The organism is Mesorhizobium atlanticum, assembly GCF_003289965.1.
In the GTDB taxonomy this organism is placed as follows: Bacteria; Pseudomonadota; Alphaproteobacteria; order Rhizobiales; family Rhizobiaceae; genus Mesorhizobium; species Mesorhizobium atlanticum.
Genome location: NZ_QMBQ01000004.1, coordinates 235,953 through 258,944 on the forward strand (window position 1 = coordinate 235,953; position 22,992 = coordinate 258,944).

Below are 22,992 nucleotides of genomic sequence, written 5' to 3' on the forward strand. Positions count from 1 at the left end.
TTCTCGTTCCTCGCCGTCAAACACCGTCCTGGTAGAGTTCGATCGGAAGTCCATCGGGATCGGCTATGAAAGTGAACAATCGTCCCGTGTAGGGATCTGTTCTGATGGGCTCCACCTCAACGCCTTGCGAGCGAAGCAGCTCGGCAGTTGCCTCGGCCGAGGCGACCACGAATGCAATATGTCTTAGCCCGCAGGCCTCGGGCCTGCTGGGCCGGCTTGGCGGATCCGGGAAACTGAATAACTCGATCTGGATGGGGCCATGACGCAAATCGCATTTCCAGGACTGCCTCTCCGGGCGCCAGTTTTCGGCGAGAACGGCGAAACCGAGCTTGTTGATGTAGAACTGCTTCGACGCCTCATAGTCACTGCAGATGATTGCAACATGATGGACAGCCAGGAGCATCAAACGGGCCTCACGTGAGCTTCGATAAGGGCGACGCAGCAGACTCGCATCGAGCACGCCTTTGACGCAACCAGGTACCGACACCGGCATCGAGCGGCCAGAGAAACGTGCCGAGTCCCGGCCTTGCTAGGACCTTCTCGGCTGCGCTGAGCGCTTCCTTCGTCAACGGGCGTGAATGAATTTCTGCCGTTGCGACGAAGATGCTTAGCATGTTAACTTATTGGTTGCATCGGCGCTGCCGTTGCGTCTCAATCCCGCGAAAAGAGGGCCACGAAAAAGGGCCACGAAAAGACGGGACGAAACTGATGGAGGAGACTATGCCCGGCCACCATGTGAGCGTCGCCGACGGCGAGGCTTTCCTGTCCGCCTCGCGGATGCTGTTCGGCCCGATCACGCAGCGCTTCGCGCGCGGCGAGGCGCCGTCGCTGCCGAAGCTGGTGTCGGTCAATCTGGGCTCCTGCCGGCTCTCCGAGATCAGGGCGAAATCGCATCTGGTCGTCAACGACCGCGCCTTCTGGCGCAGCTTCGATCCTGACGCGATCAAGATCCTGATGCAACTCAAGGGCCGCAGCCGCTTCGAGCAGCAGCAGGTCGCCGTCGACCTCGGCCCGCGCGCGGCGATCATCTACGATCCGGTGCGGGCTTATTCGCTGCAGAACCTGTCCGACGTCGACCAACTGATCCTGCAGGTGCCGCGCTCGACATTCGGCGACGAGACGCTGGCCCGTCTTTCGGCGCCGGTGCCGCTGCCCGGCGAGGGCGACAGCCTGACCCATATCGTGTCCGGGCTGATGCAGATGGCTATCGGAGAAGCGCACAAGCTCGACGAGGCCAGTTGCCGCCGCGTCGGCGAAAGCCTGATCCAGCTCGTCAACGGCCTGATCCAGGCAAAGCCCATGGCGCCGGAATTCCGCCGCTCGCCGCTGGAAGCACTCCGTGAAAGGATTGTCGCCTATATCGACGCCAATCTGGCCCGCAGCAGCCTCTCGGCCGAGGACATCGCTCACCACATGGGCTGCTCCCGGCGCTACCTGCACCGCGCCTTCGAGGGCGAAGGCATGACGCTGGAACGCTTCGTCTGGGACAGGCGGCTGGAGCGCAGCAAGGAGGAACTTCTCTCCCCTGCCCGCGCCTCGGTATCGATCTCCGAAATCGCCTTTGCCTGCGGCTTCAATTCGAGCGCGCATTTCTCGCGTGCGTTCAAGAGCAAGTATGACGTGTCGCCACGGGAGCTGAGGGAGCGGGTGAGGCTGGTGGTGCATTAGGGGGCGGAACGCATCGCGTTTTACAGGAGGCGCCCTAATACGCGTTGCAAGAGTGGGACAGGAATGGGGTCTGCGTTGGACCCCAGGCCTCACTGGGGGTACCTAGGCGGTCTTCAGCCTTTTCCCCACGCGCATCAGCCCCTTCGGCAGGAACAGCATCGCCAGGATGATCGTCAGCCCCGAGATCACCGGATGGTAGTCGGGCACGACGATGCGGGCGAGATCGAACACGGCGTACATCACCAGCGCGCCGAGGATCGGGCCGAGCAGCGTGCCGGTGCCGCCGACCACCGTCATCATCAGCGGCAAGAGCATCCAGTCGAGGTCGAACACCGAGTCCGGTCCGACATGGAAGATGTAGAAGGTGTAGAGGCTGCCGGCGACGCCGGCGATGAAGGCGCTGCCGGCGAAGGCGGCGACCTTGACCTTGAGCGTGTCGATGCCGTTGGCGGACGCCGCCATCTCGTCGTCGCGCACGGCGATCAGGGCAAGGCCGTAGCGCGAGCGCATCAGCGCGTGGATGGCCAAGGCGGTGGCGACCATCAGGCCGAGGCCGACCCAGTAATGCGGGCGCAGCGTGTCGAAGCTGCTCGCCGGGGCGACGATGCCGAAGGCGCCGCCGGTGAAGTCGCCGCCATTGACGAAGATCACCTTGACGATCTCGCCGAAGCCGAGCGTGCCGAGCGCGAAATAATCGCCATGGAGTTTCGACAGCAGCGGCAAGCCGATAAGGACCGCCGCGAGTGCCGCGACGAAGCCCCCCAGCAGCATTGTCACCGGGTCGAAATAGTAGATGTTCGGATGGCTGTCATAGAGCGAGCCCCAGAGATGGTTGCCGCTCCACAGGATCGCGGTGGTGTAGGCGCCGAGGCCGAAGAAGGCATGGCTGCCGAGGCTGATCTGGCCGCCATAGCCGGCGACGAGGTTCCAACTCTGCGCCATGACGGCGTAGAGGGAGACGAAGAACAGGAAGGAGAAATAGTAGGCGTCGACGGCGCCGGGCAGGAACGGCAGCAGCGCCAGCACTGCCACGACGACGATTGCGATCCATCGCGAGGCTCGGCTCATCGTTCTCAAGCCTTCTTGTAGGGACGGCTGAACAGGCCTTCCGGTTTGAACATCAGCACCGCCAGGAACACGCCGTAGGCGATGGCGTTCGTCCAGCCGCCAGAAATGAAGAACTGGACATAAGCCTCGATCAGGCCGAGCAGGATGCCGCCGGCCAGAGCGCCGGTCACGTTGCCGATGCCACCTAGCGCCAGCGCCACCAGCGCCTTCAGGCTGAAGATGAAACCGGCGAAGGGGTTGAACGGAAAGGTGGTTGCGACCGCGACGCCAGCCGCGCCAGCCAGCGAAATGCCGATGGCAAAGGCGATCGCGTTGACGCGGTGCGGGCTGATGCCCATCAAAGTCGCGGCGTCCATGTCTTCGGAGGCGGCGCGCACCGCCTTGCCGACAATCGTCTTGCGCAGGAACAGCATCACCAGGCCGGTTCCGGCGAGCGCGATCAAAAAACCCATCGAGCGGGTGAAGGAGGTGCGCACGCCGAAGAGCTCGATGCCGCTTGCCGTATAGCTGGTCACCACGCCGGCGGTGTTGCCGCCCCAGATCACCGTCATCAGGTTCTGGACCAGGAACATCAGGCCGACGGCGATGAGCAGCGAGACGTTGCGGTCCTCCTCGGCGGCAGCCTTGCGGAACAGGCCCTGATAGATCAGCCAGCCAACGCCGAGCCCGACCGGCACGACGATCAACAGCGACAGGAACGGGTCGATGCCGAGGCCGTAGAAGAGCGCGCGCACGAAATATGCGGCCAGGATGATCATCGCGCCCTGGGCAAGGAAGATCAGCCGCATGGTGCCGAAGATGAGGCTCAGGCCCACGGCGGCGACGCCATACATGGCGCCGCCGAGCGCGCCGTTGAGCGACAGCTGGAGCAGGATCTCGGGTGGCGGGAGATTGACCATTTTCTACTCCAACACGCCCATATAGGCCTTCTGGATTTCGGGATCGGCGATGAGGTCGGCGCCGGTGCCTTGCATGGCGAGCGAGCCGGTCTTCAACACGAAGGCGTAGTCGGCGACCTTCAGAGCCTGATGGATGTTCTGCTCGACCAGAAGGATGGTGACGCCCTGGCCATGCAAGGTCTGGATCAGCGCAAACATCTGCTGCACCACGAGTGGGCTGAGGCCCAGCGACGGCTCGTCGAGGATGAGCAGCGACGGCTCCGACATGGTGGCCCGCGCGATCGCCAGCATCTGCTGCTCGCCGCCGGAGAGCGAACCGGCCTTCTGGTGCGCGCGTTCCTTCAGGCGCGGGAAGAGCGTGTAGGCCTTCTCCAGCAGCTCCTTGGTGCGCGGCCGGGCCTTGGGCTGGAACGCGCCGAGCTCGAGATTTTCCAGCACCGTCATCTGGCGGAACAGACCGCGCCCTTCCGGCACATGGGCGATGCCCAGGCGGGCGATCTCCTGCGGCGCCTTGCCTGTGATCGACTGGCCCGACAGCCGGATGTCGCCGGCCTTGGGCTTCAGCAGGCCGGAAACGGTGCGGAGCAGCGTCGTCTTGCCGGCGCCGTTGGCGCCGACCAGCGCGACGATCGTGCCGGGATCGACATGGAGCGACACGCCCCACAGCGCGCCGACGTCGCCATAGGCGACTTCGAGATCGCTTATTTCAAGCAGCCGGTTCGCCAAGATAGGCCTCGATGACTTTGCGGTTTTGCGTGACGTCGCGCGGCGTGCCGTCTGCGATCTTCTCGCCGTGGTCGAGCACGACGACTCTGCTGCATACCTTCATGATGGCGTCGACCTTGTGCTCGACCCACAGCATCGAGATGCCCCGGTCGGCACGCACACGGCGGATGACGTCGACCATGCGCTGGATCTCGGTCGGGTTGAGGCCGGCCATCGGCTCGTCGAGGAGCAGCAGCGCCGGATCGGAGGCGATGGCGCGCGCAATCTCCAGCATGCGGCGGTCCGACAGCGTCATATGCGCGGTGCGCATGTCGCGCCTGGCGCTGAGGCCGACTAGCTCCAGCGCGGCCGTAGCCGCCTCGGTTGCGTGCTTGACGCGGCCTCCTGCCCCGTAGACGGCGCCGACCATGACATTCTCGAAGGCGGTCATGGTGAGGAAGGTGCGCACCAGCTGGAAGGTGCGGGCGATGCCGAGCCTCGAGATGCGGTGCGGCGCGATGCCGGTGATGTCCTTGCCGCGGAAGGACACACGCCCTTCAGTCGGCGCGTAGATGGCGGTGATGACGTTGAACAGCGTCGACTTGCCGGCGCCGTTCGGCCCGATCAGACCGATCAGCTCGTTGGCGCCGACGGCGATATCGATGTTGTTGAGGACGACAAGCCCACCGAAGCGCTTCTTGACCGCCTCGAGGCGCAGCAAGGTTTCGTCCGCCTGCATCGTGTTTTCGTTTCCTTCCAGCGGAAGCGCCAAGGATTCGGCACTCAAACCGCCCTGTTGCCAAGCGATCCGAATGGGTGGGCGGGAAGCGAACGGGCGCCTGGCTTCGCAATCAGGCGCCCGCCGCTTCCACCGCATCTGTTCATTCAGCGCTTGTCCCAGGCCGGAGCCGGCTTGTAGGTCCAGTTGCCGTCCGGATAGATGAGCTGATGCTTGCCCTGCCACCACTGCGTGGCAACGCTCGGGATCAGGGCGAAGCCGGTCTCGTCGAACTTGAGGTCGCCGACCACTGTGTCCTTGAACTCCTGGCCGAAAATCGCGTCATGGATCGCCGCCGCATCGGTGCTGCCTGCCTTCTCGATGGCCTGCGCCAGTACCTGCGCGTTGGCATAGAAGGCGCCGACGGTGACGGAGTCCTTCTTGAACTCGGCCTCGTAGCGATCACCGAGTTCTTTCGCGCCCTTGTAAGGGTAGCTCGCCGACCAGAAGCCATCGGTCAGGATGTAGTCGGAGTCCGGTCCAAGCGCCTCGTGGAACTCGCCGGTCCAGGTGCCCTTCCAGCCATGCAGGTAAGGCACGGAGAAGCCGAGCTCCTTCATCTGCCGCAAAAGCGTGACAGTGTCGGCCGGCGAGCCGAAGACCAGCATGGCGTCGACATCGGAAGCCTTGAGCTTGGTGATCAGCGCCGAATAGTCGGTGGCTCCGATCGCCCAGGGATCGTCGACGGCGAAGCTGTAGCCGTATTTCTTGGCCGCCGCCTCGAAGGCGCCGCCGAAGCCCTTGCCGTCGGGCGAGTCTTCCGAGACCAGCGCCGGATGCTTCGGCTTCTCATTCGCCGGCAGCTTGTCCCAGATCTGGAAGGGCACCTCGGCGCCGGGTCCCGGATGGAAGAAGAACAGCGCCGAGTATTTGAGCTTCAGCGGCTGCCACTCGAAGGGAAAAGCCGTCGTGATCATGTAGAACTTCTTGTATTTTTCCGCGACGATGGCGCCGGCGATGTTCATCGGCCCGGAATGCGTCGAGAGCAGCGCGTCGACCTTCTGCACCTTGATCAGGTTTTCGAGCGCCGAGGCGACCTTGCCTTCTGAGCTCTCGTCGTCGGCGACGACCAGCCTTACCGGCAGCTTCTTGCCGGCCGCTTTCACCATGATGCCGCCGGCCTTGTTGATGTCGGCAACGGCCTGCTCATAGGCCCATTTCTGCTCCTTGCCGTCGCCGGCCAGCGGCCCGGTAAGCGAGATCGGCGCGCCGATGACGATCTCGTCGCCGGCGGCGTTGGCGACGAGCGTGCCGCCGAGCCCAAGTGCCGAGGACAGCAACAGGCCGGCCAGCATTCCCTTCAGACTGATTTCCATTTCCATCCTCCCAGGTTTCATCGAGCCGACCCTCCCAAGGCGAGGCCCGCATTCATTCGTGCCGATGCCTCAGCCCATCGCGGCCGCAACCAGCCTGGTGTCGGTGAACTGCTCGAAACTCACGGCCTTGCCGTCGCGCATTTGCCAGACATGGACGACACGCGCCGTCATCGGCTTGCCGGTCTTCCTGTAGGTGCCCGAATAGGTGCCGATGCCGACGATCGTGCTGCCGCCGTCGACCAGTTTTTCCAGCGCGAAGGTGTAGCCGTCCCAGTCTTCGCCGATGCGCCTGAAGACGCCCGATATGACGGCGTCGGGGCCGACATAAGTGCCGGCATAGGGAAAGCCGGCCATCTCGGTCCAGGCGGTGCTCTTGGTGATCGGCGCCATCATCGCCGCCAGGTCCTTGGCGTCGGAGCCGGCATAGTGGGCCTTGATGGCGTCGTAGTTTTTGTTGCTCATGATGCTGATCCCAACGCTCACACGGGCTCCTGGCCCGGGTCGTAGACGGCCCTGGATTTCTTCTCGATGAAGGCGCCGGCGGGCTTGTTCTCGACCTTGCCCTGGCTGGTCACGCCAAGGAATTTGCCGGTCGAGCGCATGGTGTCCCAGTTGTAGAAGAACAGCGACGCGACCGGGATGATGAACTCGCGGAAGCCGAAGACGTAAAAGTTCTCGGCGAACTTCCAGGTGGTGGCGAGATCGACGTCGCCATGGCCGCGCTGGACGCCGACGAGGTTCTGCCAGGCGTAGCGCTGCGAGCTCAAATAGATGTGCTCGTAGACGTGGTTGGGGCTGTAGGTGTAGTGCGCGGTAAGGCCTATCAGGTCGCGCGTCGGCGCCGGCTCGCGGCCGGTCGGCGGCACGGTCGGGTCGCCCAGCACGCCGGCGGAGTAAACCTGCGCCACGCGTGGCTCACCCGGCGCCTCGCCGGCTTCGCGCACCCGCTCGCGCACCGACAGAACGCGCCGCGTTCTGGTGTCGACGATGAAGGCTTCGTCCTCGGCCGGCCTGGCGGCGAAGGTCATGTTGATGAAGAAGACGCCGGGCGCGACTTCCAAAGCCTCGTACCAGTCGGCGCCGGCCTCGCTGTCTTCGCTCCAGGCCACGGTGTCGGCCGCGGTGAAGGCGAGATCGATGGTGCGACCGGTCTTCAGCGTGATCTTGAAGGTCTGGCCGCGCAATGCATCTGTCGCCGGCAGCCGGTTGGTGGCGATGCCGGCGGCGAAGTCGTCAAAATGCTTCCAGTCGGCGGGTCTGTTCTGATCGTTCATCGCCATCTCCAAATCAATCGACAAAAGCGAGCGTCGGCAGGTCGACCACGGTGGCGCCGCCATCGACGGTCAGGATCGAACCATTCATCATCGCCGCCTCGCTTGAAGCGACGAAGCAGACGACGTTGGAAACTTCCTCAGGTGTTGCCGGCCGGCCGAGCGGTACGTCCTTGGTGACAAGCCTGTAGGCTTCCTCGATAGAGCCCAGCCCGTGCTTGTCGACAATCACCTGCATCTGCTCGTCGGCCATGGCCGTCGCCACCCAGCCGGGGCAGATGATGTTGGTGCGCACGCCCTGGCGGCCGTAATCTCGCGCCAGCGATTTGCCGAAGCCGACGCAGGCATGCTTCATGGTGACGTAGCCCGCCGCCGCCGGTCCGGCGAACAGGCCGGCGATCGAGGCGAGGACGACGATGTTGCCCTTCTGCGCGATCAGATCGGGCAGGCATTCGCGGGCGCAGACGAAAGCGGTGTCGAGATTGGTGCGCGTCGCCAGCGCCCAGGTCTCGTCGCTCATCGTCACCGTCGGGCCGACGCCGTGGCCGCCGGCATTGGCGACGAGGATATCGACCGGGCCGATCTTGTCGTGAACCTCGGCAAGCGCGGCGCGCACCGCCTTGGCGTCGGCGGCATCGCCCTGCACGACCAGCCCGCCAATATCCCTGGTCACGGCCTCGAGCGGCTCACGCCGCCGCCCCATCAGCACGACTTTGGCGCCCTCTGCTGCCATGCGCCGGGCGACAGCGGCGCCGATGCCGGTGCCGCCACCGGTGATGAAGGCCGTCTTGCCGGAAAATCTCATACCGCGGTCCTTATGGGCACGCGCCCAAATGCTGCTGATCGTTGGTTTGGAGTGTGCGACGGGAGATGCCTTCCGTCTTGTCCGAGCGGGAACTTTGTTTTGACTGAGCGCGCACTTCCGCGCTCCTCTTATGCGCCGCGCGACCTTTGCCGCGCGGCATCATGCGTTTGGCTTACGGCGACCTACTTCTTGACCGCCTCGAGGTCGATGGCGATCTCGACCTCGGGCCCAAGGCCAAACCCGTCGGCGGCCTTGGCCATCGGGAAATCGGCGGTGCTGACCTTGCCGGTGGCGCTGAAAGCGGCTTTGGTCAGCGTCGCGTCCCACGGCGCCTGGGCTTCATTGAGCAGCTTGACGTCGAGCGTAACCTCCTTGCTGACGCCGCTGATGGTGAGATTGCCGGTGACCTTGCCGGTCTTGTCGTCGACCTTCTCGACCTTGGTGCTCTCGAAGCTGATCGTCGGGAACTCGGCGGCGTTGAAGAAGTCAGGGCCTTTCAGGTCGCTGTCGCGTTGGTCGAAAGCGGTGTGAATCGAGGCGACGTCGAGCTCGGCCTTGACGCTGCTTTTGCTGACATCCGCCTTATCCATGACGATGGCGCCTTTGACACCGTCGAACTGGCCATGGGCGATGCCGTAGATGCCATGCTTGATGGTGAATGTGACCCAGGCGTGCTGGCCGTCGATCTCGTAATTGTCGGCATGAGCCGCCGCGACCAGTATGGATGCGCCGGCGAAAGCGAGCGCTGCGATCAGTTTTCTCGTCCTCACATGTTTCTCCCTGTTGTTGGTTGTTTGTTGGACCCGGCTCAGGAAAAGCCGAGGGCGGCCCCATGCGGCGCCCAGACGATCGCCGTCACGATGGCCAGAATCGCCGGAACGGCGATCAGGATGCCGGCGACCAGCGGCCGCAGGGGCCGTGCGCCGGGAAGCAGGTTTTGCAACGGGCCGCACACGAGCGCGACGACGTGCAGTGGCAGGGACGACAGGATGAGCGCGGCGGGATTGGCCTTGGGCGCGAGCAGCGCCACCTGGACCAGCACCGTCGCGGCGGCGTAGAGCAGCAGGAACTCGACGCCCCTGCTCCATGCGGCGGCCGCGCCGCCGCGCAGCATCACGACATACTGCACGAGGCACCAGCCGCCGACCAACGCGGCAAGCGAACCTAGCAGTTGTCCGGTGACGATCGAGGCGCCGAGCACCGAGACGATGGCGCCGGCGAGCGACAGCGCAAGAACCGCCGCCGGTGCGAGGAACGGCTCTTCCGCCGACGGCGATGGCGAAGCCTCCTGCGCGACCACCATCGCGGCCCCGATCAGCGTCAGCAGGCCGACGGCTAGCGCCGCGATCAGTTGCAGATCGAGGGAGCCCCCGGCCAGCCGCCGCCAACCGAGCCACAGGAAGGCCGCCGCGAAAACGATGACGGCGAGAAGACTCGTTGCGCGTCCCAACACCCGCTCCGGCAGCAGGCCGATGACGATGCCGGCGAAGGCGAGATAGATCAGCTTCTGGCTGGCGGCGGCCGGCGGCATGCCCGGGGGCCCGAGCGTGTCCCAGTAGAAGAACAGGAGCAGCGCCGCCCAGAGCAGTGTCAGCACCGGCGATGCCGCCGGCAAAACAAAGCGCGCAGCGAGCGCAAGCGCGATGCCGAGCAGCAGCGGCAGCGCGGCCGTGGTGACCATCGGATTGCCGAGTAGTGCGCTCAACCGCCACCGCCTCCAAAAGACTGTTTGAGACCATCCAGGTATGGCCGATCTCGTTGTTCAATCTTGATTGGCCTCGGGCGAGCCGTCTTGTCCGAGCGGGAACTTTGTTTTGACTGAAAGCGCACTCGCGGCCACGCCGGCTTGAAGGGCGTTGGCGCACTCCATAACCCTCTCGAAAAATATTCATCAATTTCGAGGAGGATGGCGTGAACGAGAGAACCGTGCCGCCGATCAGCGCGGCTGCCGCCGCGTTCCTTTCGCGACCGCATCGGCCCTTCATCAACGGACGTTTCGTCGACGGGCTCGCCGGAGACGGGCTGGCTGTCGACGATTCCGCCTCGGGCGAGATCGTCGCTTATGTGCCCGAGAGCGGCCCGGAACTCGTCGACCAGGCGGTGCGGGCGGCGCGCGCGGCGCTCGAAGGGCCATGGGCGTCGATGCGGCCGGTCGACCGCCAGAACCTGATGCTGAAGCTCGCCGACGCGATCGAAGCCGATGCCGACCTTCTGGCCGAGATCGAAAGCATCGAGAACGGCAAGTCGCTGAGCGTCGCGCGCATGCTGAGCGCCGGCGGCGCCGTCGACTGGCTGCGCTACTATGCCGGCTGGGCGACCAAGATCGAAGGCTCGACCTTCCAAGTTTCTATACCTGTGCCACCCGGCGCCAGGCATCACGCGATGACGGTGATGGAGCCCGTCGGCGTCATCGGTGCCATCGTGCCGTGGAATTTCCCGCTGCTGATCGGCATGTGGAAGATCGCGCCGGCGCTCGCCTGCGGCTGCACGATCGTGCTCAAGCCGCCGCAGGAAACCCCGCTCTGCCTGCTCAGGCTTGCCGAACTGATCGAGGCTGCCGGCTTCCCGCCAGGCGTCGTCAACATCGTCACCGGCAGCGGCACTGTGACCGGCGAGGCGCTGATCCGCCATCCCGGTATCGACAAGCTGACCTTCACCGGCTCGACCGAAGTGGGAAAACGGATCGGCCACGCCGCGGTCGACCGGGTGGCGCGTTTCACGCTGGAGCTCGGCTCCAAATCGCCGATGATCCTGCTTTCCGACATGGAGGACGGGATCGAGCCGCTGCTCGCCGGGCTCGGCATGTTCTTCAACCAGGGCCAGGTCTGCACCTCGGCGGCGCGGCTCCTGATCGAGAAGCCGATCTACGACCGCACGCTGGCGCGGCTGGCCGAAATCGCCGACGGCATGACGATGGGCGCCGGCCGCGACGCGGAGGCGCAGATCAATCCGCTGGTCTCGGCCAAGCATCGCAACAGCGTGCAGGGTTTCGTCGAGCGCAGCCTGGCGGCGGGTGTCGAACGCGTGAGCGGCGCGCGCCCCGTGCCAACGAGCGGTCACTATGTGGCGCCGACCATCCTGCACCATGTGAAACCGGAGATGGAGATCGTGCGCGAGGAGGTATTCGGGCCTGTGGTGGCGGCGATGCCGGTCGCCGATCTCGACGAGGCGATCCGCATCGCAAACGACACGCGCTACGGCCTTTCGGCCTCGATATGGACCCGCGACATGGGCAAGGCGATGATGGCGATCCACGGGCTCAAGGCCGGCACGGTGTGGGTGAACTCGCACAACACGCTGGACCCGGCGGCACCCTTCGGCGGCTTCAAGCAATCCGGCATCGGCCGCGAGCATGGCCGCGCGGCGATCGAGGGCTATCTCGAAACCAAGACCGCCATCATGCGCTACGCCTGATCCGATGACGGACACCTACGATTACATCGTCGCCGGCGCGGGCTCGGCGGGCTGCACGGTGGCGAGCCGGCTGGTCCAGGCCGGCAAGCGCGTGCTCGTCGTCGAGGCTGGACCCGCCGACAACACCCGCTTCATCGACATGCCCGCCACCTTCGCCAAGGTGATCGGCACGGCGCGCAGCTGGATCTACCAGTCGGAACCGGAGCCCAGCGTCGGCGGCCGCTCACTGCCGATCCCGCAGGGGCGCACGCTGGGCGGTGGCTCCTCGATCAACGCCATGCTCTACATAAGGGGTCAGCCGGAAGACTATGACGGCTGGCGCGATCTCGGCTGCCCGGGCTGGGGCTGGGACGATGTGCTGCCGGTCTACAAGCGCCTGGAACGCAACGAGCGGCTTGCCGGCGAACGGCACGGCAGCGAGGGACCGCTGCCGGTTTCCGACCCGCGCTACCGGCATCCGCTGTCGCTCGCCTATGTGCGCGCCGCGCAGCAGGCCGGCTACCGCTTCAATGACGACTTCAACGGCGAGCGGCAGGAAGGCGTCGGTTTTTACCAGACCACGACGGCAAACGGCGAAAGGCAGTCGGCAGCCAAGGTGTTCTTGAGGCCGCTCGCCGGCAGTGCCAATCTCACGGTCGTCACCGATGCGCTGGTGACGGCGCTGACGCTGGAGAATGGCGCCGCGACCGGACTGTCCTACCAGACGTCGGACGGCCAGAGCCACAGCGCCTCGGCGAAGGCGGAAGTGATCCTCGCGGCCGGCGCGCTCGCCACGCCGAAGCTGATGATGCTGTCCGGCCTCGGTCCTGCCGCGCATCTGGCGGAGATGGGCATCCCCGTCATCCGCGACATGCCGGCGGTCGGCCGCGACCTGCAGGACCATGTCGCCGCCCCGCTTTACGCGCTGACCCGCAAGCCGGTCTCGCTGCTGGGCGAGGATCGCGGCTTCAAGGCGCTGCGGCACGGCATCGAATATCTGCTGTTCCGGCGCGGCCTGCTCGCCTCCAACGTGGTCGAGAGCGGGGGCTTCTTCGACACCGATGGCGATGGCCGGCCCGACGTCCAGTTCCACGTGTTGCCGGTGATGATCGAAAACGCCGAGCACGGCTCGGTCGAACGCCACGGCATGGAACTGAACCCGTGCGTGCTGCGGCCGAAGTCGCGCGGCTCGGTGCGGCTGCGCTCGCGAAAGCCAAGCGACCCGATCCGCTTCACCACCGGCTTCCTGTCCCATGCCGACGATCTTGCGCTGTTGCTGGCAGGGATGAAGGTTGCCCGCGCCATCGTGCGCCAGCCGGCGCTGCGCGAAGCGGTCTCCGAGGAGCTTGCACCGGGCAAGGCGGACAAGCTCGGCGACGAGGCGATAACCGACCACATCATCCGTCACGCCAAGACGGTCTACCATCCCTGCGGCACCTGCCGGATGGGAACGGACGAACAGGCAGTGGTCGATCCGCGGCTTCGCGTGCGCGGCGTGCCACGCCTGCGTATCGCCGACGCCTCAATCATGCCGCGCCTCACCAGCGGCAACACCAACGCGCCGGCGATCATGATCGGCGACCGTTGCGCCGAATTCATCCTGGGCACCTCTTGAGGGGTTAGCCGAGACTGATCCACGCCGTCTTGAGATCGGTGTATTTCTCGATGGCGTGGAGTGACTTGTCGCGGCCGAAGCCGGACTGCTTGAAGCCGCCGAGCGGCACGGTGATGTCGGCGCCGCCATAAGTGTTGACATGGACGACGCCGGCATTGATGGCGCGCACCATGCGATGCGCGGTCGACAGGTTCGAGGTCCATACGGCGGAGGCGAGGCCATAAACGGTGGCGTTGGCAAGCCGCACCGCTTCCTCCTCAGTGTCGAAGCGCATGACCCCGAGCACCGGCCCGAACACCTCCTCGCGGGCAAGCTGCATTGTCTCGGTCACGTTCTCGAAGATCGTCGGCGCCATGTAGCTTCCGCCAGTCTCGGTGAGGATGCGTTGGCCGCCGGTGACGAGGCGGGCGCCCTCCTCCGAAGCCTTGGCGACAAATCCGAGATTCTTGGTCAATTGCTCGGCGCTCGACACCGCGCCGACATCGCTCGACAGATCGAGCGGGTCGCCGACCTTCAGCTTCGTGGTCGCCTTGAACAGCTCGTCCATGAAGCGGTCGTAGACCGAGGCCTGGACCAGCAGGCGCGAGCCGGCAACGCAAACCTGCCCGGAATTGCGGAAGATGCCATTGGCCGACACTACCGCCGCCTGCTGCAAATCCGGCGCATCGGCAAAGACGATGTTGGGCGACTTGCCGCCAAGCTCGAGGAAGACGCGCTTCAGATTGGAGCGCGCGGAATATTCGAGCAGGCGCCGGCCGACCGGACCGGAGCCGGTGAAGGCGATGGCATCGACATCCATATGGAGGCCGAGCGCCTCGCCGGCGACAGAGCCACGCCCGGTGACGACGTTGAAGACGCCTTCCGGCAACCCGGCTTCGGCGGCGAGCTCGGCCAGCCGCAGCAAGGTCAGCGAGGCGATCTCCGGCGGCTTGACGACGATGGCGTTGCCGGCGGCCAAGGCCGGCGCGATCTTCCAGGCGCCGATCATCAGCGGGAAGTTCCAAGGCACGATGACGCCGACGACGCCGAGCGGTTCCTTATGGATGAGGCCCAACACATTGTCGGCCGTCGGCGCGATCTCGCCATAGACCTTGTCGATCGCCTCGGCATAGTAGCGGATGGTGCCGGCGGCCGACAGCGGCTCGGCCTTGTATGCCATGCCGATCTCGGTGCCATTGTCGCGTACGCCGAGCACGGCCAGTTCCAGCGCGTGCTTTTCAACCAGCTCGGCGAATTTCGTCAGCACCTTCTTGCGCAAGGCCGGCGCCGCGCGCGACCAGGAGCCTTTCGCGAACGCCTTGCGCGCCGAGGCCACCGCGCGATCGACATCGGCGACGCCGCCGTCGGCGATGCTGGCAAAGGGACGGCCGTCGATCGGAGAGATCACCTGCAGACTGCCGCCACTCTGCGCATCCACCGCGGTTCCATCGATGAACAGACGCCGCGCGCCGACCTCCGCCTTGCGCAGCGTGTCGATGGTGTCTTGGTCGATCATTCTCAGTTTGCTCCAAATTCTACGTGAAGTGCCGCCGGCGCGCGGAATTCCCAGCCGCGGAAGACCGGATCCCTGCCGCGCACCAGCCGCAGGTCCGGAAACCGCTCCAGCAGCAATCTTACCGCGAGGCACATCTGCTCGCGCGCGAAGAAGCGGCCCGAACAGAAGTGATGGCCGAAGCCGAAGGCGGCGTGATTGCCTTCGTCGCGGTGGATGTCGAAGCGGTCCGGGTCGCTGAAGCGGCTTTCGTCGCGACTGGCCGAGGAGACCAGGGCGGCGACCGGCGCGCCGGCGGGGATGGTCGCGCCGCCGATCTCCACGGCGCGGGTGGTTTCGCGCGTCTGGGTGCCGATCGGCGCCACCCAGCGCAGGCCCTCGTCCACGGCCCTGGGCACGAAGGTTTCCGGATCGTCGAGCACCTGGCGCAGCTGTTCGGGATTGGTGAGCAGGCCGACGAGGATCGAACCGGCGCCGTGTCCCGGCTCCTGCATGCCGCCAAGCAGGATGACCTTGATGGTCGGCATCAGGAAGTCGATCGCGCGGGTTTTGCCCTCCGGCATGCCGTCATGCAGCATATGCGAAAGCGCGGAGCCGTCGGGCTCGCGGACGAGCTTCTCCAAAGTAGGCATCACCGCTTCGCTGACCTCCGCGCCGATCGCGTCGGCGATCTCCTGGCGTTTCGGATCATTTTCGAAGTTGATGGCGCCTTGGGCGAGACCATAGAACCAGCGGCGCAAGATCGGCATGTCGATATCGGTGAGGCCGAGCGAACGCGCCAGGCTCAGCGTCGACACCGGCTCGAAATAGTCGGCCATCAGCTCGGCGGAGCCGCGTCTGGCGATCTCGTCGAGATAGGGTTCGGCGATCGAGCGCACGAGATCGCCGGCATAGGAGGCGACGGTGCGCGGCCGGTATTTCGGATCGACGCCCTGGCGCAGGTCCTTATGGATCCCGCCGTCGGTGGTGAGGATGGTGGGCTTGCCGAAGGAGCGCTCGACGGGCGAGACGCCCGCTCTGACGATTGCCGAGAAAATATCCGGCGACTTCGCCACCAGCTCGACGTCCTTCCAGCGGGTGACGAACCAGAGATTGACCGCGGGCACGAAGGCGACCGGGGCGCTGCGCCTGAGTTCGGCGTAGATCGGATAGGGGTCGGCCTCCAATGCCTCGACTGTAATATCATCGGCAAAGCTCATACCGCTGCTCCTGTCGCGTGAAGAAGGCGGCGCGAGCGCCGCCCCTTTTGTCCGTCAATCCTTCAGCGGCTGACCGAGCCTTTCGAAGGCGGCCGGATCCCGCGCCCGCAATGCGCCGGCCAACCACAGTCCGACGACGGCCGCGATCAGCACCAGCGCCGGCAGGAACACGCCAAGGAAACCAGCCGCGCCCGACAGGCTGCCGAAATTGATGACGATCAGGTAGATGATGATGGCGAAGGCGACGAAGGTCAGCGCCGGCAGGATCGTGGTCTTCAGCCCGTTTTCCTGATTGGACGGATTGGCGCGGAAGTACATCACGACGGCGAGCGAAGCGACCGCCATCATGACGATGACGCCGAGCGTGGCGACGTTGGTGAGCCACGAGAACAGCGCCAGCACCGGGTCGAGGCCGAGCACCGCGAACAGGCCGACGACGACGGCCGCGAGCACGGTCTGAATCACCGAAGCGACATGCGGGCTCTGATGCGCCGAATGCGTCACGCCGATCGACTGCGGCAGGAGCTTTTCGCGACCGGCGACGTAGATGTAGCGGGCGACCGCGTTGTGGAAGGCCAGCACGCCGGCGAAAAGGCTGGAGACGAAGAGGATGCTCATGGCGTGGGTAAGCAGCGTTCCGGCGTAGCGGTCGGAGAGACCGAACAGGAAGGTGGTCGGGTCCTGGAGAGCCTGCAGCGACGGCAACAGCTTGTCGACGCCGGCGCCTACCGCCATCAGCCAGGCAGTGATCATGTAGAACAGGCCGATCAGGATGACGGAGAAATAGGTGGCGCGCGGAATGGTGACCTTCGGGTCGCGCGCCTCCTCGGCATAGATCGTCGTCGCCTCGAAGCCGATGAAGGCGGCGAAACAGAACAGGATGGCGATGGCCGGCGCGCCACTGGTGATCTGGCTCCAGCTAAAGGGCGCGGCCGACAGGCCGCTGTCGCCGCCGGTCTTGAGGATAGTGAGGTCGAGGATCAACACGACGACATATTCGGCGAGCACCAGCACCGTCAGGATCTTGGCCGACAGGTCGACCTGGCGGTAGCCGAGCACGGCGACGATGGCGATGGCGATGAAGCTCCACACCCACCAGGGCAGATTGACGCCCCAGCCGGCGAACAGACCGGAGGTCGCAGCGCCCAGCAGGCCCATGACGCCGATCTGCATGGCGTTGTAGGAGAGGATCGCGATCAGCGCGACGGCGCCGCCGGCCAAGCCGCCGAGGCCGCGCGCGGCATAGGCGTAGAAGGCGCCCGCATTGCCGATGTGGCGCGACATTGCGACATAGCCGACCGCGAACAGGAGCAGCAACAGCGTCACGATCAGATAGGTGCCGGCAAAGCCGGCGCCGTTGCCCATCAGCATGCCGAGCGGCGTGCCGCCGGCGACAGCCGTGAGCGGCGCGGCTGCGGAGATCACCATGAAGGTGATGGCGCCGACGCCAAGGCTGTTCTTCCTCAGCCGGTTCAGTTCACCGGCTTCAAGTGTGGTCATTTTTCCCTCCATTCCGCGCTGCGGAAACCAAGTGTCCCTGAGATGCCGAGGGCCTTCTGAGAGGGCCGATGTGCATTTCATTATTTGCAACGGCATTTCGATATTAGACTTGCAAAGGAATCGACTTGCTGTCAAGTTAATTCGCACGTTAAGTATCTGATGGAGGATCGGACAAGAGATGAGCACGGTGGCCAAAGCCATTTCGCTGCTTGATCTGCTGGGCAGCGGCGCGCCCGAGACGGCGCTTGCCGACCTTGCCAAGACTGCCGGCTTCGATAAGGCGACGACGCGCCGGCTGCTTGTCTCCCTGATGGCGCATGAGCTTGTGGAGCAGGACGAGACCACGCGTCTCTACCGGCTGGGCGCCGGCATCGCGCGGCTGGCGCTGATGCGCGAGGCGCAGTTTCCGTTCCTGCGCATGGCGGCACCGGTGGTCGAGGCGCTGGCGGCGGAAACCGGCGAGACCGTGCATCTCTCGGAATATTCGAAGCGGGGCCTGATCACCGTTCAAGTCGTCGAATCGGCCAAGGCCAACCGTGTCAGCGTGCAGCTCGGCGATGTGCTGCCGATGCATGCGACGGCCTCCGGCATCGCATTCCTCGCCTTCGCCGAAGAGCGCGTCCGCGAGGGCATTTTCGACGGGCCGCTGCCGGCATTCACGCCCCATACGATCGACAAGGTGGAGACACTCGTCGAGCATGTCGCCGCGGCCCGCGCACGCGGCCATTCGACCGGCTCGCAAGGCTATGAGGAAGGCGTGCTGAGCGTGGCCTCCGCAATCCTCGGCGCCGATGGTTTTGCCATCGGCACGATCGCCATCGCCGCGCCTCGGGTGCGCATCCACAAGGGCGACATCGAGCGCCATGGCGCGAGCGTCGCCGCGGCGGCGCGCGAGATCGGCGGGCGGCTGTTCGGGCGTCATAATCAGCCCGGCCGGAAGCGGGCATCGTAACCAACGAGAGACTGCAAGGAGATTGACGTGGAGGAGAAACGCCGAATCCTGGTTATCGGCACCGGCGACACCAAGGCCGACGAGCTTCTGTTCATGCGCGAGCGCATCGAGGCCGTCGGCGGCGTCGCCGTGATGATGGATGTCAGTGTGCTTGGCGATCCGCCTTACAAGCCCGAGCATGACAAGCATGCGGTGGCGCGCGCGGCAGACACCACCATCGAGGCAATCATCGCAAGCGGCGACGAGAACACGGCAATGACCTTGATGGCGCTTGGCGCCTCGCGGCTCGCGCGCTCGCTCTATGACCAGGGCGAGATCGAGGGTTTCATCGCGCTGGGCGGATCGATGGGTACCGACCTTGCGCTCGACGTGGCGCTGGCGCTGCCGCTCGGCGTGCCGAAATTCGTCGTCTCGACGATCGCCTATTCGCATCTCGTGCCACCGGAGCGCATCGCCACCGACCTGATGATGATCCTGTGGGCAGGCGGCCTCTATGGGCTCAACAGCGCCTGCAAGGCGGTGCTGTCGCAGGCCAGCGGCGCCGTGGTCGGCGCCGCGCGGGCTGTCGTCAAACCCGACGTCTCGCGGCCGAAGGTCGGCATGAGCTCGCTGGGCAAAAGCTGCCTGCAATACATGGTGACGCTCAAGCCGGAATTGGAAAAGCGCGGCTATGAGGTCATCGTCTTCCACACCACCGGCATGGGCGGACGGGCGCTGGAAGCGATCGCGGCGCAGAAGGGTTTTGTCGCCGTGCTCGACTTCAGCCTGCAGGAGCTCGCCAACCAGCTCACCGGCTCGGTGGTGAATTCGGGTACCGACCGGCTGGAGAATGCCGGACGTCAAGGCATCCCGCAGATCGTCGCGCCCGGCGCCATCGACATGGTCGATTTCCCGACCTGGCAGGCTGTGCCGTCGCGCTTCGCCGAGCGACCTTACCATGCGCACAACCGGCTGCTCGCCTCGGTGACCTCCGACGGCGCGACACGCCGGGAGATCGCGCGCGCCATCGGCGAGAAACTCACCACGGCGACCGGCCCGACGGCCTTCATCCTGCCGGCCGGCGGCATCCAGCAATGGGACCAGGAAGGCGAGCCGCTCCACGAACCCGAGGCACTTGCGGCCTTTGTCAAAGAAATGCGGTTGCGGGTGCCCGAGAATGCCGAGCTGCATGAAATCGCCGGCCACATCAACGACGCCGCCTTCAGCGCCAAGGCGCTGGAGATCTTCGATCGCTGGGTTGCCGAAGGCATCGTTCCGCCCGGCGTCACCGATAGGCGGCCGGCATGAGCGGGCTGAGGCCGCAGGCGCTGGTGCTCGATTTCGGCGGCGTCGTCACCCGCACGCTGTTCGAGACGCATGCGCTGACCGAGCAGGCGCTTGGCCTCGAGCCCGGCACGCTCGATTGGCGCGGGCCGTTCGACCCGGCCTCCGATGCGCTCTGGCGCTCGATGCAGGCCGACGAGATCAGCGAGCGTGACTATTGGAAGACACGCACACGCGAGGTCGGCCGGCTGGTCGGCGAGGACTGGCAGGACATGTCGACCTTCGTGCAGCGGGCGCGTGGCGCCGATCCGCAGGCGGTGGTGCGACCGGAGGCGGAGCGCGCGATCCGCATCGCGCACACGGCCGGCATAAAGCTCGCCATTCTCTCCAACGAACTCGACCTGTTCTACGGCAAGTCATTCCGCGAGCGCCTGCCGCTGCTTGCGCTGTTCGAGACGATCGTCGACGCGACCTATACGAAAATCCTCAAGCCCGATACCCGCGCCTATGCGATCGTCGGCGAGGCGCTGCAGCTGCCACTCAATGCCTGCGTCTTCGTCGACGACCAGAAGCGCAATGTCGATGGCGCGGTTGCCGCCGGCATGCCCACCGTTCATTTCGACGTCGCCCGACCGGCGCAAAGCTATGCCGAGGCGCTTGGCCATTTCGGCCTGACGCTCTCCTAATCCGAACAACCGGAGTCCCCGATGCGTGACATCAACTTCCTCACCGAAAACAACGCCAAGCCGATCTGGCATCCGATGGCGCATCCGGCCGAAATGCGGGCGAGCCCGCCGAAGATCATCATGAAGGGCGAAGGCGTCTCGGTCACCGATGCCGAGGACCGCACCGTGCTCGATGCCGTCGGGGGCTTGTGGAACGTCAACCTCGGCTACAGCTGCGATCCGATCAAGAAGGCGATGGCGGCGCAGCTCGACGCCCTGCCCTATTATTCCGGTTTTCGCGGCACCTCGACCGGACCGTCGATCGAGCTTGCCTATGAGCTCACCGAATGGTTCGCGCCGGAAGGCATGGTGCGCGCCTTTTTCACCTCGGGCGGTTCGGACTCGGTCGAGACGGCGCTCAGGCTCGCCCGGCAATACTGGAAGATCCGCGGCCAGGGCGACCGCACCAAATTCCTGGCGCTGAAGAAGGGCTATCACGGCACGCATTTCGGCGGCGCTTCGGTCAACGGCAACGCCAACTTCCGCCGCAACTACGAGCCGCTGCTGCCAGGCGTCTTCCACACGCCGGCGCCGATGACCTATCGCAACCCGTTCGACGAAACCGATCCGGCAAAGCTCTCGAAACTCTGCGCGCGGGCGATCGAGGAAGAGATCGCCTTCCAGGGTGCCGACACCATCGCGGCTTTCATCATGGAACCGGTGCTCGGCGCCGGCGGCGTCATCGTCCCGCATGAGAGCTTCATGCCGATGGTGCGGGCGATCTGCGACCGCCACGACATATTGTTGATCGCCGATGAAGTGGTGACCGGCTTCGGCCGCACCGGCGCCTCGTCGGGCTCGCGGCTCTCAGGCACGAAGCCGGATTTCATGACCATCGCCAAGGCGATCACATCGGGCTATTTCCCGCTGGGCGCCACGATGATCGGCGCCAAGGTCGCCGAAATCTTCGAAGCCGACAAGACCAGCTTCGGCGCGATCGGCCATGGCTATACCTATTCGGGCCATCCGGTCGGCTGCGCGGCCGGCCTTGCGGCGCTCGCCGAAACCAAGCGGCTGGCCGTCAACGAGAATGCCGCCGCGCGCGGCGTCGAGCTCGGCAAGGCGCTGGAGGCGCTGAAAGAGAAGCACCAATTGGTCGGCGATGTCCGCTACCAGGGCCTGATGGCCGCGCTCGAGCTGGTCTCGGACCGCGCCGCCAAGAAGCCCGTCGACAAGAAGACGATGGCCGCCGTCGCGGACGGCGCCTACGAGGCCGGCGTCATGCTGCGCGTCTCCGGCAACAACATCATCTTGTCGCCGCCGTTGATCATCACGGCCGCCGATGTGGCGAAGATCGCAGAGGGATTGGATGCCGGGCTGGCCGCTGCCGCGGCCTAGGGAATAGCGAGTAGCGAATAGGGGCGGTTCTTTGCTACTCGCTATTCGCTACTCACTATTCGCTCTTTGCGCCACGCCGCCGGCGACACCCCAACCGCCTGGCGGAAGAAGCGTGAGAAATAGGCCGGATCGTTGAAGCCGGTCTCGTAGGCGATGTCCTCGACCGTGCGGATGGTGAAGAGCAGCAGGCGCTTGGCTTCGACCACGCGCCTTTCGCCGATCGCCTGGCGGACGCCTGAGCCCAGCACCTGATGCGCCGCCTTGTCGAGCAGATGCCTGGTGGTGCCGAGCTCCTCGACATAGCGCTCGACCGGCCAGTCGTCGCGAAAATGGCGGTCGATCAGCCGCCTGAGTCGGCCGCCCAGGGCGACCGCCGCGGGCACGGTGACCGCATGCGATTGCGCATCGAGCCGAGCGATGTGCGACAATGCGACCGCGATCAGCGGTGGCAGGATCTTTTCCGCGCCGGCTTGCGCCTCGGCATATTCGGCCTGGATCATGCCGATTGTCTCGCTGAGCCTTTGCCAGAGTGCCGCCTCTCCCTGACCGGTGACAAAGACCGGCTGGTCGAGCGCCAGCGCCGAATGCTCGGCGATCGCCGCGAGAGCCTCGTCGGCGATCGAAACGACGGTCGCGTCGGTGTCCGGCTCGATGTCGAACCCATGCACCACGCCGCTTGGCATGAAGCTGACCGTAGGTGCCGAAAAACTCCAGGTCCTGTCCTCGATCCGGTAGAGGCCCTGCCCGCTCGTCCAGAAGGTGATCTGCGCCATTTGCGGGTGTTTGTGCGCCAGAACTTGGCCGCGATGCACGGATGCCCGAGCCTGGACGGTCTCGACATGCAGGAAGCCGACGTCGAGCGCCCGCGCCGGCTCGCCGTAGACGAAGAATTCCGGGATAGCGGTCTGGCTCATGAGACGCCCGAAAAAGTCCAAGCGGTTTTGCGCTTTCGTCCATAAACCATTGCGCTGTCCGCGGCTACTCTCAAGAGATCAAGGGAGGATC

At 65.3% G+C, this 22,992-nt stretch carries 22 protein-coding genes; 7 read left to right on the forward strand and 15 right to left on the reverse strand.

Features of this window, described 5'->3' with window-relative positions; all coding sequences use genetic code 11:
• Positions 1-16 precede the first annotated feature (16 nt).
• Complete coding sequence (gloA2, locus tag DPM35_RS14815) at positions 17-493, reverse strand: SMU1112c/YaeR family gloxylase I-like metalloprotein (RefSeq protein WP_342633671.1); 477 nt, start codon at positions 491-493, stop codon at positions 17-19.
• A 284-nt stretch (positions 494-777) separates the two neighbouring features.
• On the opposite strand from gloA2, the gene DPM35_RS14820 reads away from it, so the two are divergent.
• Positions 778-1,668 carry a helix-turn-helix domain-containing protein gene (locus tag DPM35_RS14820; protein ID WP_425373375.1) on the forward strand — a complete coding sequence of 297 codons (891 nt, stop codon included), beginning with the start codon at positions 778-780 and terminating at the stop codon, positions 1,666-1,668.
• A 102-nt stretch (positions 1,669-1,770) separates the two neighbouring features.
• On the opposite strand, the gene DPM35_RS14825 is transcribed toward DPM35_RS14820, so the two are convergent.
• The 10 genes from DPM35_RS14825 to DPM35_RS14870 form a co-directional block, all read right to left on the reverse strand.
• Positions 1,771-2,736, reverse strand: coding sequence for a branched-chain amino acid ABC transporter permease (locus DPM35_RS14825; protein ID WP_112128024.1), 966 nt, complete (start codon positions 2,734-2,736; stop codon positions 1,771-1,773).
• A 5-nt stretch (positions 2,737-2,741) separates the two neighbouring features.
• Positions 2,742-3,635, reverse strand: coding sequence for a branched-chain amino acid ABC transporter permease (locus DPM35_RS14830; RefSeq protein WP_112128025.1), 894 nt, complete (start codon positions 3,633-3,635; stop codon positions 2,742-2,744).
• 3 nt (positions 3,636-3,638) lie between these two features.
• Positions 3,639-4,349 (reverse strand): ABC transporter ATP-binding protein, encoded by a 711-nt coding sequence (locus tag DPM35_RS14835; protein ID WP_112128477.1) that lies wholly within the window; start codon positions 4,347-4,349, stop codon positions 3,639-3,641.
• Entirely contained in the window at positions 4,342-5,079 is a 738-nt protein-coding gene (locus DPM35_RS14840) for an ABC transporter ATP-binding protein (protein ID WP_112128478.1), read from the reverse strand. Before DPM35_RS14840 ends, DPM35_RS14835 begins: the two co-directional genes overlap by 8 nt.
• 146 nt (positions 5,080-5,225) lie before the next feature.
• Positions 5,226-6,434, reverse strand: a complete 1,209-nt coding sequence (locus DPM35_RS14845; protein ID WP_181592027.1) for an amino acid ABC transporter substrate-binding protein — start codon at positions 6,432-6,434, stop codon at positions 5,226-5,228.
• Positions 6,435-6,503: 69 nt separating this feature from the next.
• Positions 6,504-6,896: a nuclear transport factor 2 family protein gene (locus DPM35_RS14850; protein ID WP_112128479.1), complete on the reverse strand. Its 393-nt coding sequence runs from the start codon at positions 6,894-6,896 to the stop codon at positions 6,504-6,506.
• A gap of 17 nt (positions 6,897-6,913) precedes the next feature.
• Entirely contained in the window at positions 6,914-7,708 is a 795-nt protein-coding gene (locus tag DPM35_RS14855) for a MoaF C-terminal domain-containing protein (protein WP_112128480.1), read from the reverse strand.
• 13 nt (positions 7,709-7,721) lie between these two features.
• The gene (locus DPM35_RS14860) at positions 7,722-8,510 is read right to left on the reverse strand and encodes an SDR family NAD(P)-dependent oxidoreductase (protein WP_112128027.1); all 789 of its coding nucleotides are present in this window, start codon (positions 8,508-8,510) and stop codon (positions 7,722-7,724) included.
• A gap of 182 nt (positions 8,511-8,692) precedes the next feature.
• Complete coding sequence (locus DPM35_RS14865; RefSeq protein ID WP_112128028.1) at positions 8,693-9,280, reverse strand: YceI family protein; 588 nt, start codon at positions 9,278-9,280, stop codon at positions 8,693-8,695.
• Between the two features lie 38 nt (positions 9,281-9,318).
• Complete coding sequence (locus DPM35_RS14870) at positions 9,319-10,215, reverse strand: hypothetical protein (RefSeq protein WP_146767956.1); 897 nt, start codon at positions 10,213-10,215, stop codon at positions 9,319-9,321.
• Positions 10,216-10,421: 206 nt separating this feature from the next.
• Between DPM35_RS14870 and DPM35_RS14875 the strand changes: the two genes are divergently transcribed.
• Together DPM35_RS14875 and DPM35_RS14880 are read left to right on the forward strand one after the other, a co-directional pair.
• Complete coding sequence (locus DPM35_RS14875; protein ID WP_112128030.1) at positions 10,422-11,924, forward strand: aldehyde dehydrogenase family protein; 1,503 nt, start codon at positions 10,422-10,424, stop codon at positions 11,922-11,924.
• Between the two features lie 4 nt (positions 11,925-11,928).
• Complete coding sequence (locus DPM35_RS14880) at positions 11,929-13,518, forward strand: GMC family oxidoreductase (protein ID WP_112128031.1); 1,590 nt, start codon at positions 11,929-11,931, stop codon at positions 13,516-13,518.
• 4 nt (positions 13,519-13,522) lie between these two features.
• Here DPM35_RS14880 and DPM35_RS14885 read toward each other — a convergent pair whose 3' ends face one another.
• From DPM35_RS14885 to DPM35_RS14895, 3 genes are read right to left on the reverse strand one after another with little or no spacing between them, the layout of a single operon-like run.
• Entirely contained in the window at positions 13,523-15,013 is a 1,491-nt protein-coding gene (locus DPM35_RS14885) for an aldehyde dehydrogenase (protein ID WP_112128032.1), read from the reverse strand.
• A 2-nt stretch (positions 15,014-15,015) separates the two neighbouring features.
• Positions 15,016-16,209: a cytochrome P450 gene (locus DPM35_RS14890; RefSeq protein WP_112128033.1), complete on the reverse strand. Its 1,194-nt coding sequence runs from the start codon at positions 16,207-16,209 to the stop codon at positions 15,016-15,018.
• A 54-nt stretch (positions 16,210-16,263) separates the two neighbouring features.
• On the reverse strand, positions 16,264-17,721 hold the full coding sequence (locus DPM35_RS14895) for an APC family permease (protein ID WP_181592028.1): 1,458 nt from the start codon (positions 17,719-17,721) through the stop codon (positions 16,264-16,266).
• Positions 17,722-17,887: 166 nt separating this feature from the next.
• Between DPM35_RS14895 and DPM35_RS14900 the strand changes: the two genes are divergently transcribed.
• From DPM35_RS14900 to DPM35_RS14915, 4 genes are read left to right on the forward strand one after another with little or no spacing between them, the layout of a single operon-like run.
• Positions 17,888-18,661, forward strand: coding sequence for an IclR family transcriptional regulator (locus DPM35_RS14900; RefSeq protein WP_112128035.1), 774 nt, complete (start codon positions 17,888-17,890; stop codon positions 18,659-18,661).
• Between the two features lie 27 nt (positions 18,662-18,688).
• Positions 18,689-19,948 carry a Tm-1-like ATP-binding domain-containing protein gene (locus DPM35_RS14905; protein ID WP_112128036.1) on the forward strand — a complete coding sequence of 420 codons (1,260 nt, stop codon included), beginning with the start codon at positions 18,689-18,691 and terminating at the stop codon, positions 19,946-19,948.
• The gene (locus DPM35_RS14910; RefSeq protein WP_112128037.1) at positions 19,945-20,610 is read left to right on the forward strand and encodes an HAD family hydrolase; all 666 of its coding nucleotides are present in this window, start codon (positions 19,945-19,947) and stop codon (positions 20,608-20,610) included. The genes DPM35_RS14905 and DPM35_RS14910 overlap by 4 nt, the downstream gene beginning before the upstream one ends.
• 21 nt (positions 20,611-20,631) lie before the next feature.
• A complete protein-coding gene (locus tag DPM35_RS14915) occupies positions 20,632-21,987 on the forward strand; it encodes an aminotransferase class III-fold pyridoxal phosphate-dependent enzyme (protein WP_112128038.1) in 1,356 nt (451 codons plus the stop codon).
• Between the two features lie 41 nt (positions 21,988-22,028).
• Here the strand turns inward: DPM35_RS14915 and DPM35_RS14920 are convergent, their stop codons facing one another.
• Entirely contained in the window at positions 22,029-22,901 is an 873-nt protein-coding gene (locus DPM35_RS14920) for a helix-turn-helix domain-containing protein (protein ID WP_112128039.1), read from the reverse strand.
• Positions 22,902-22,992 lie beyond the last annotated feature (91 nt).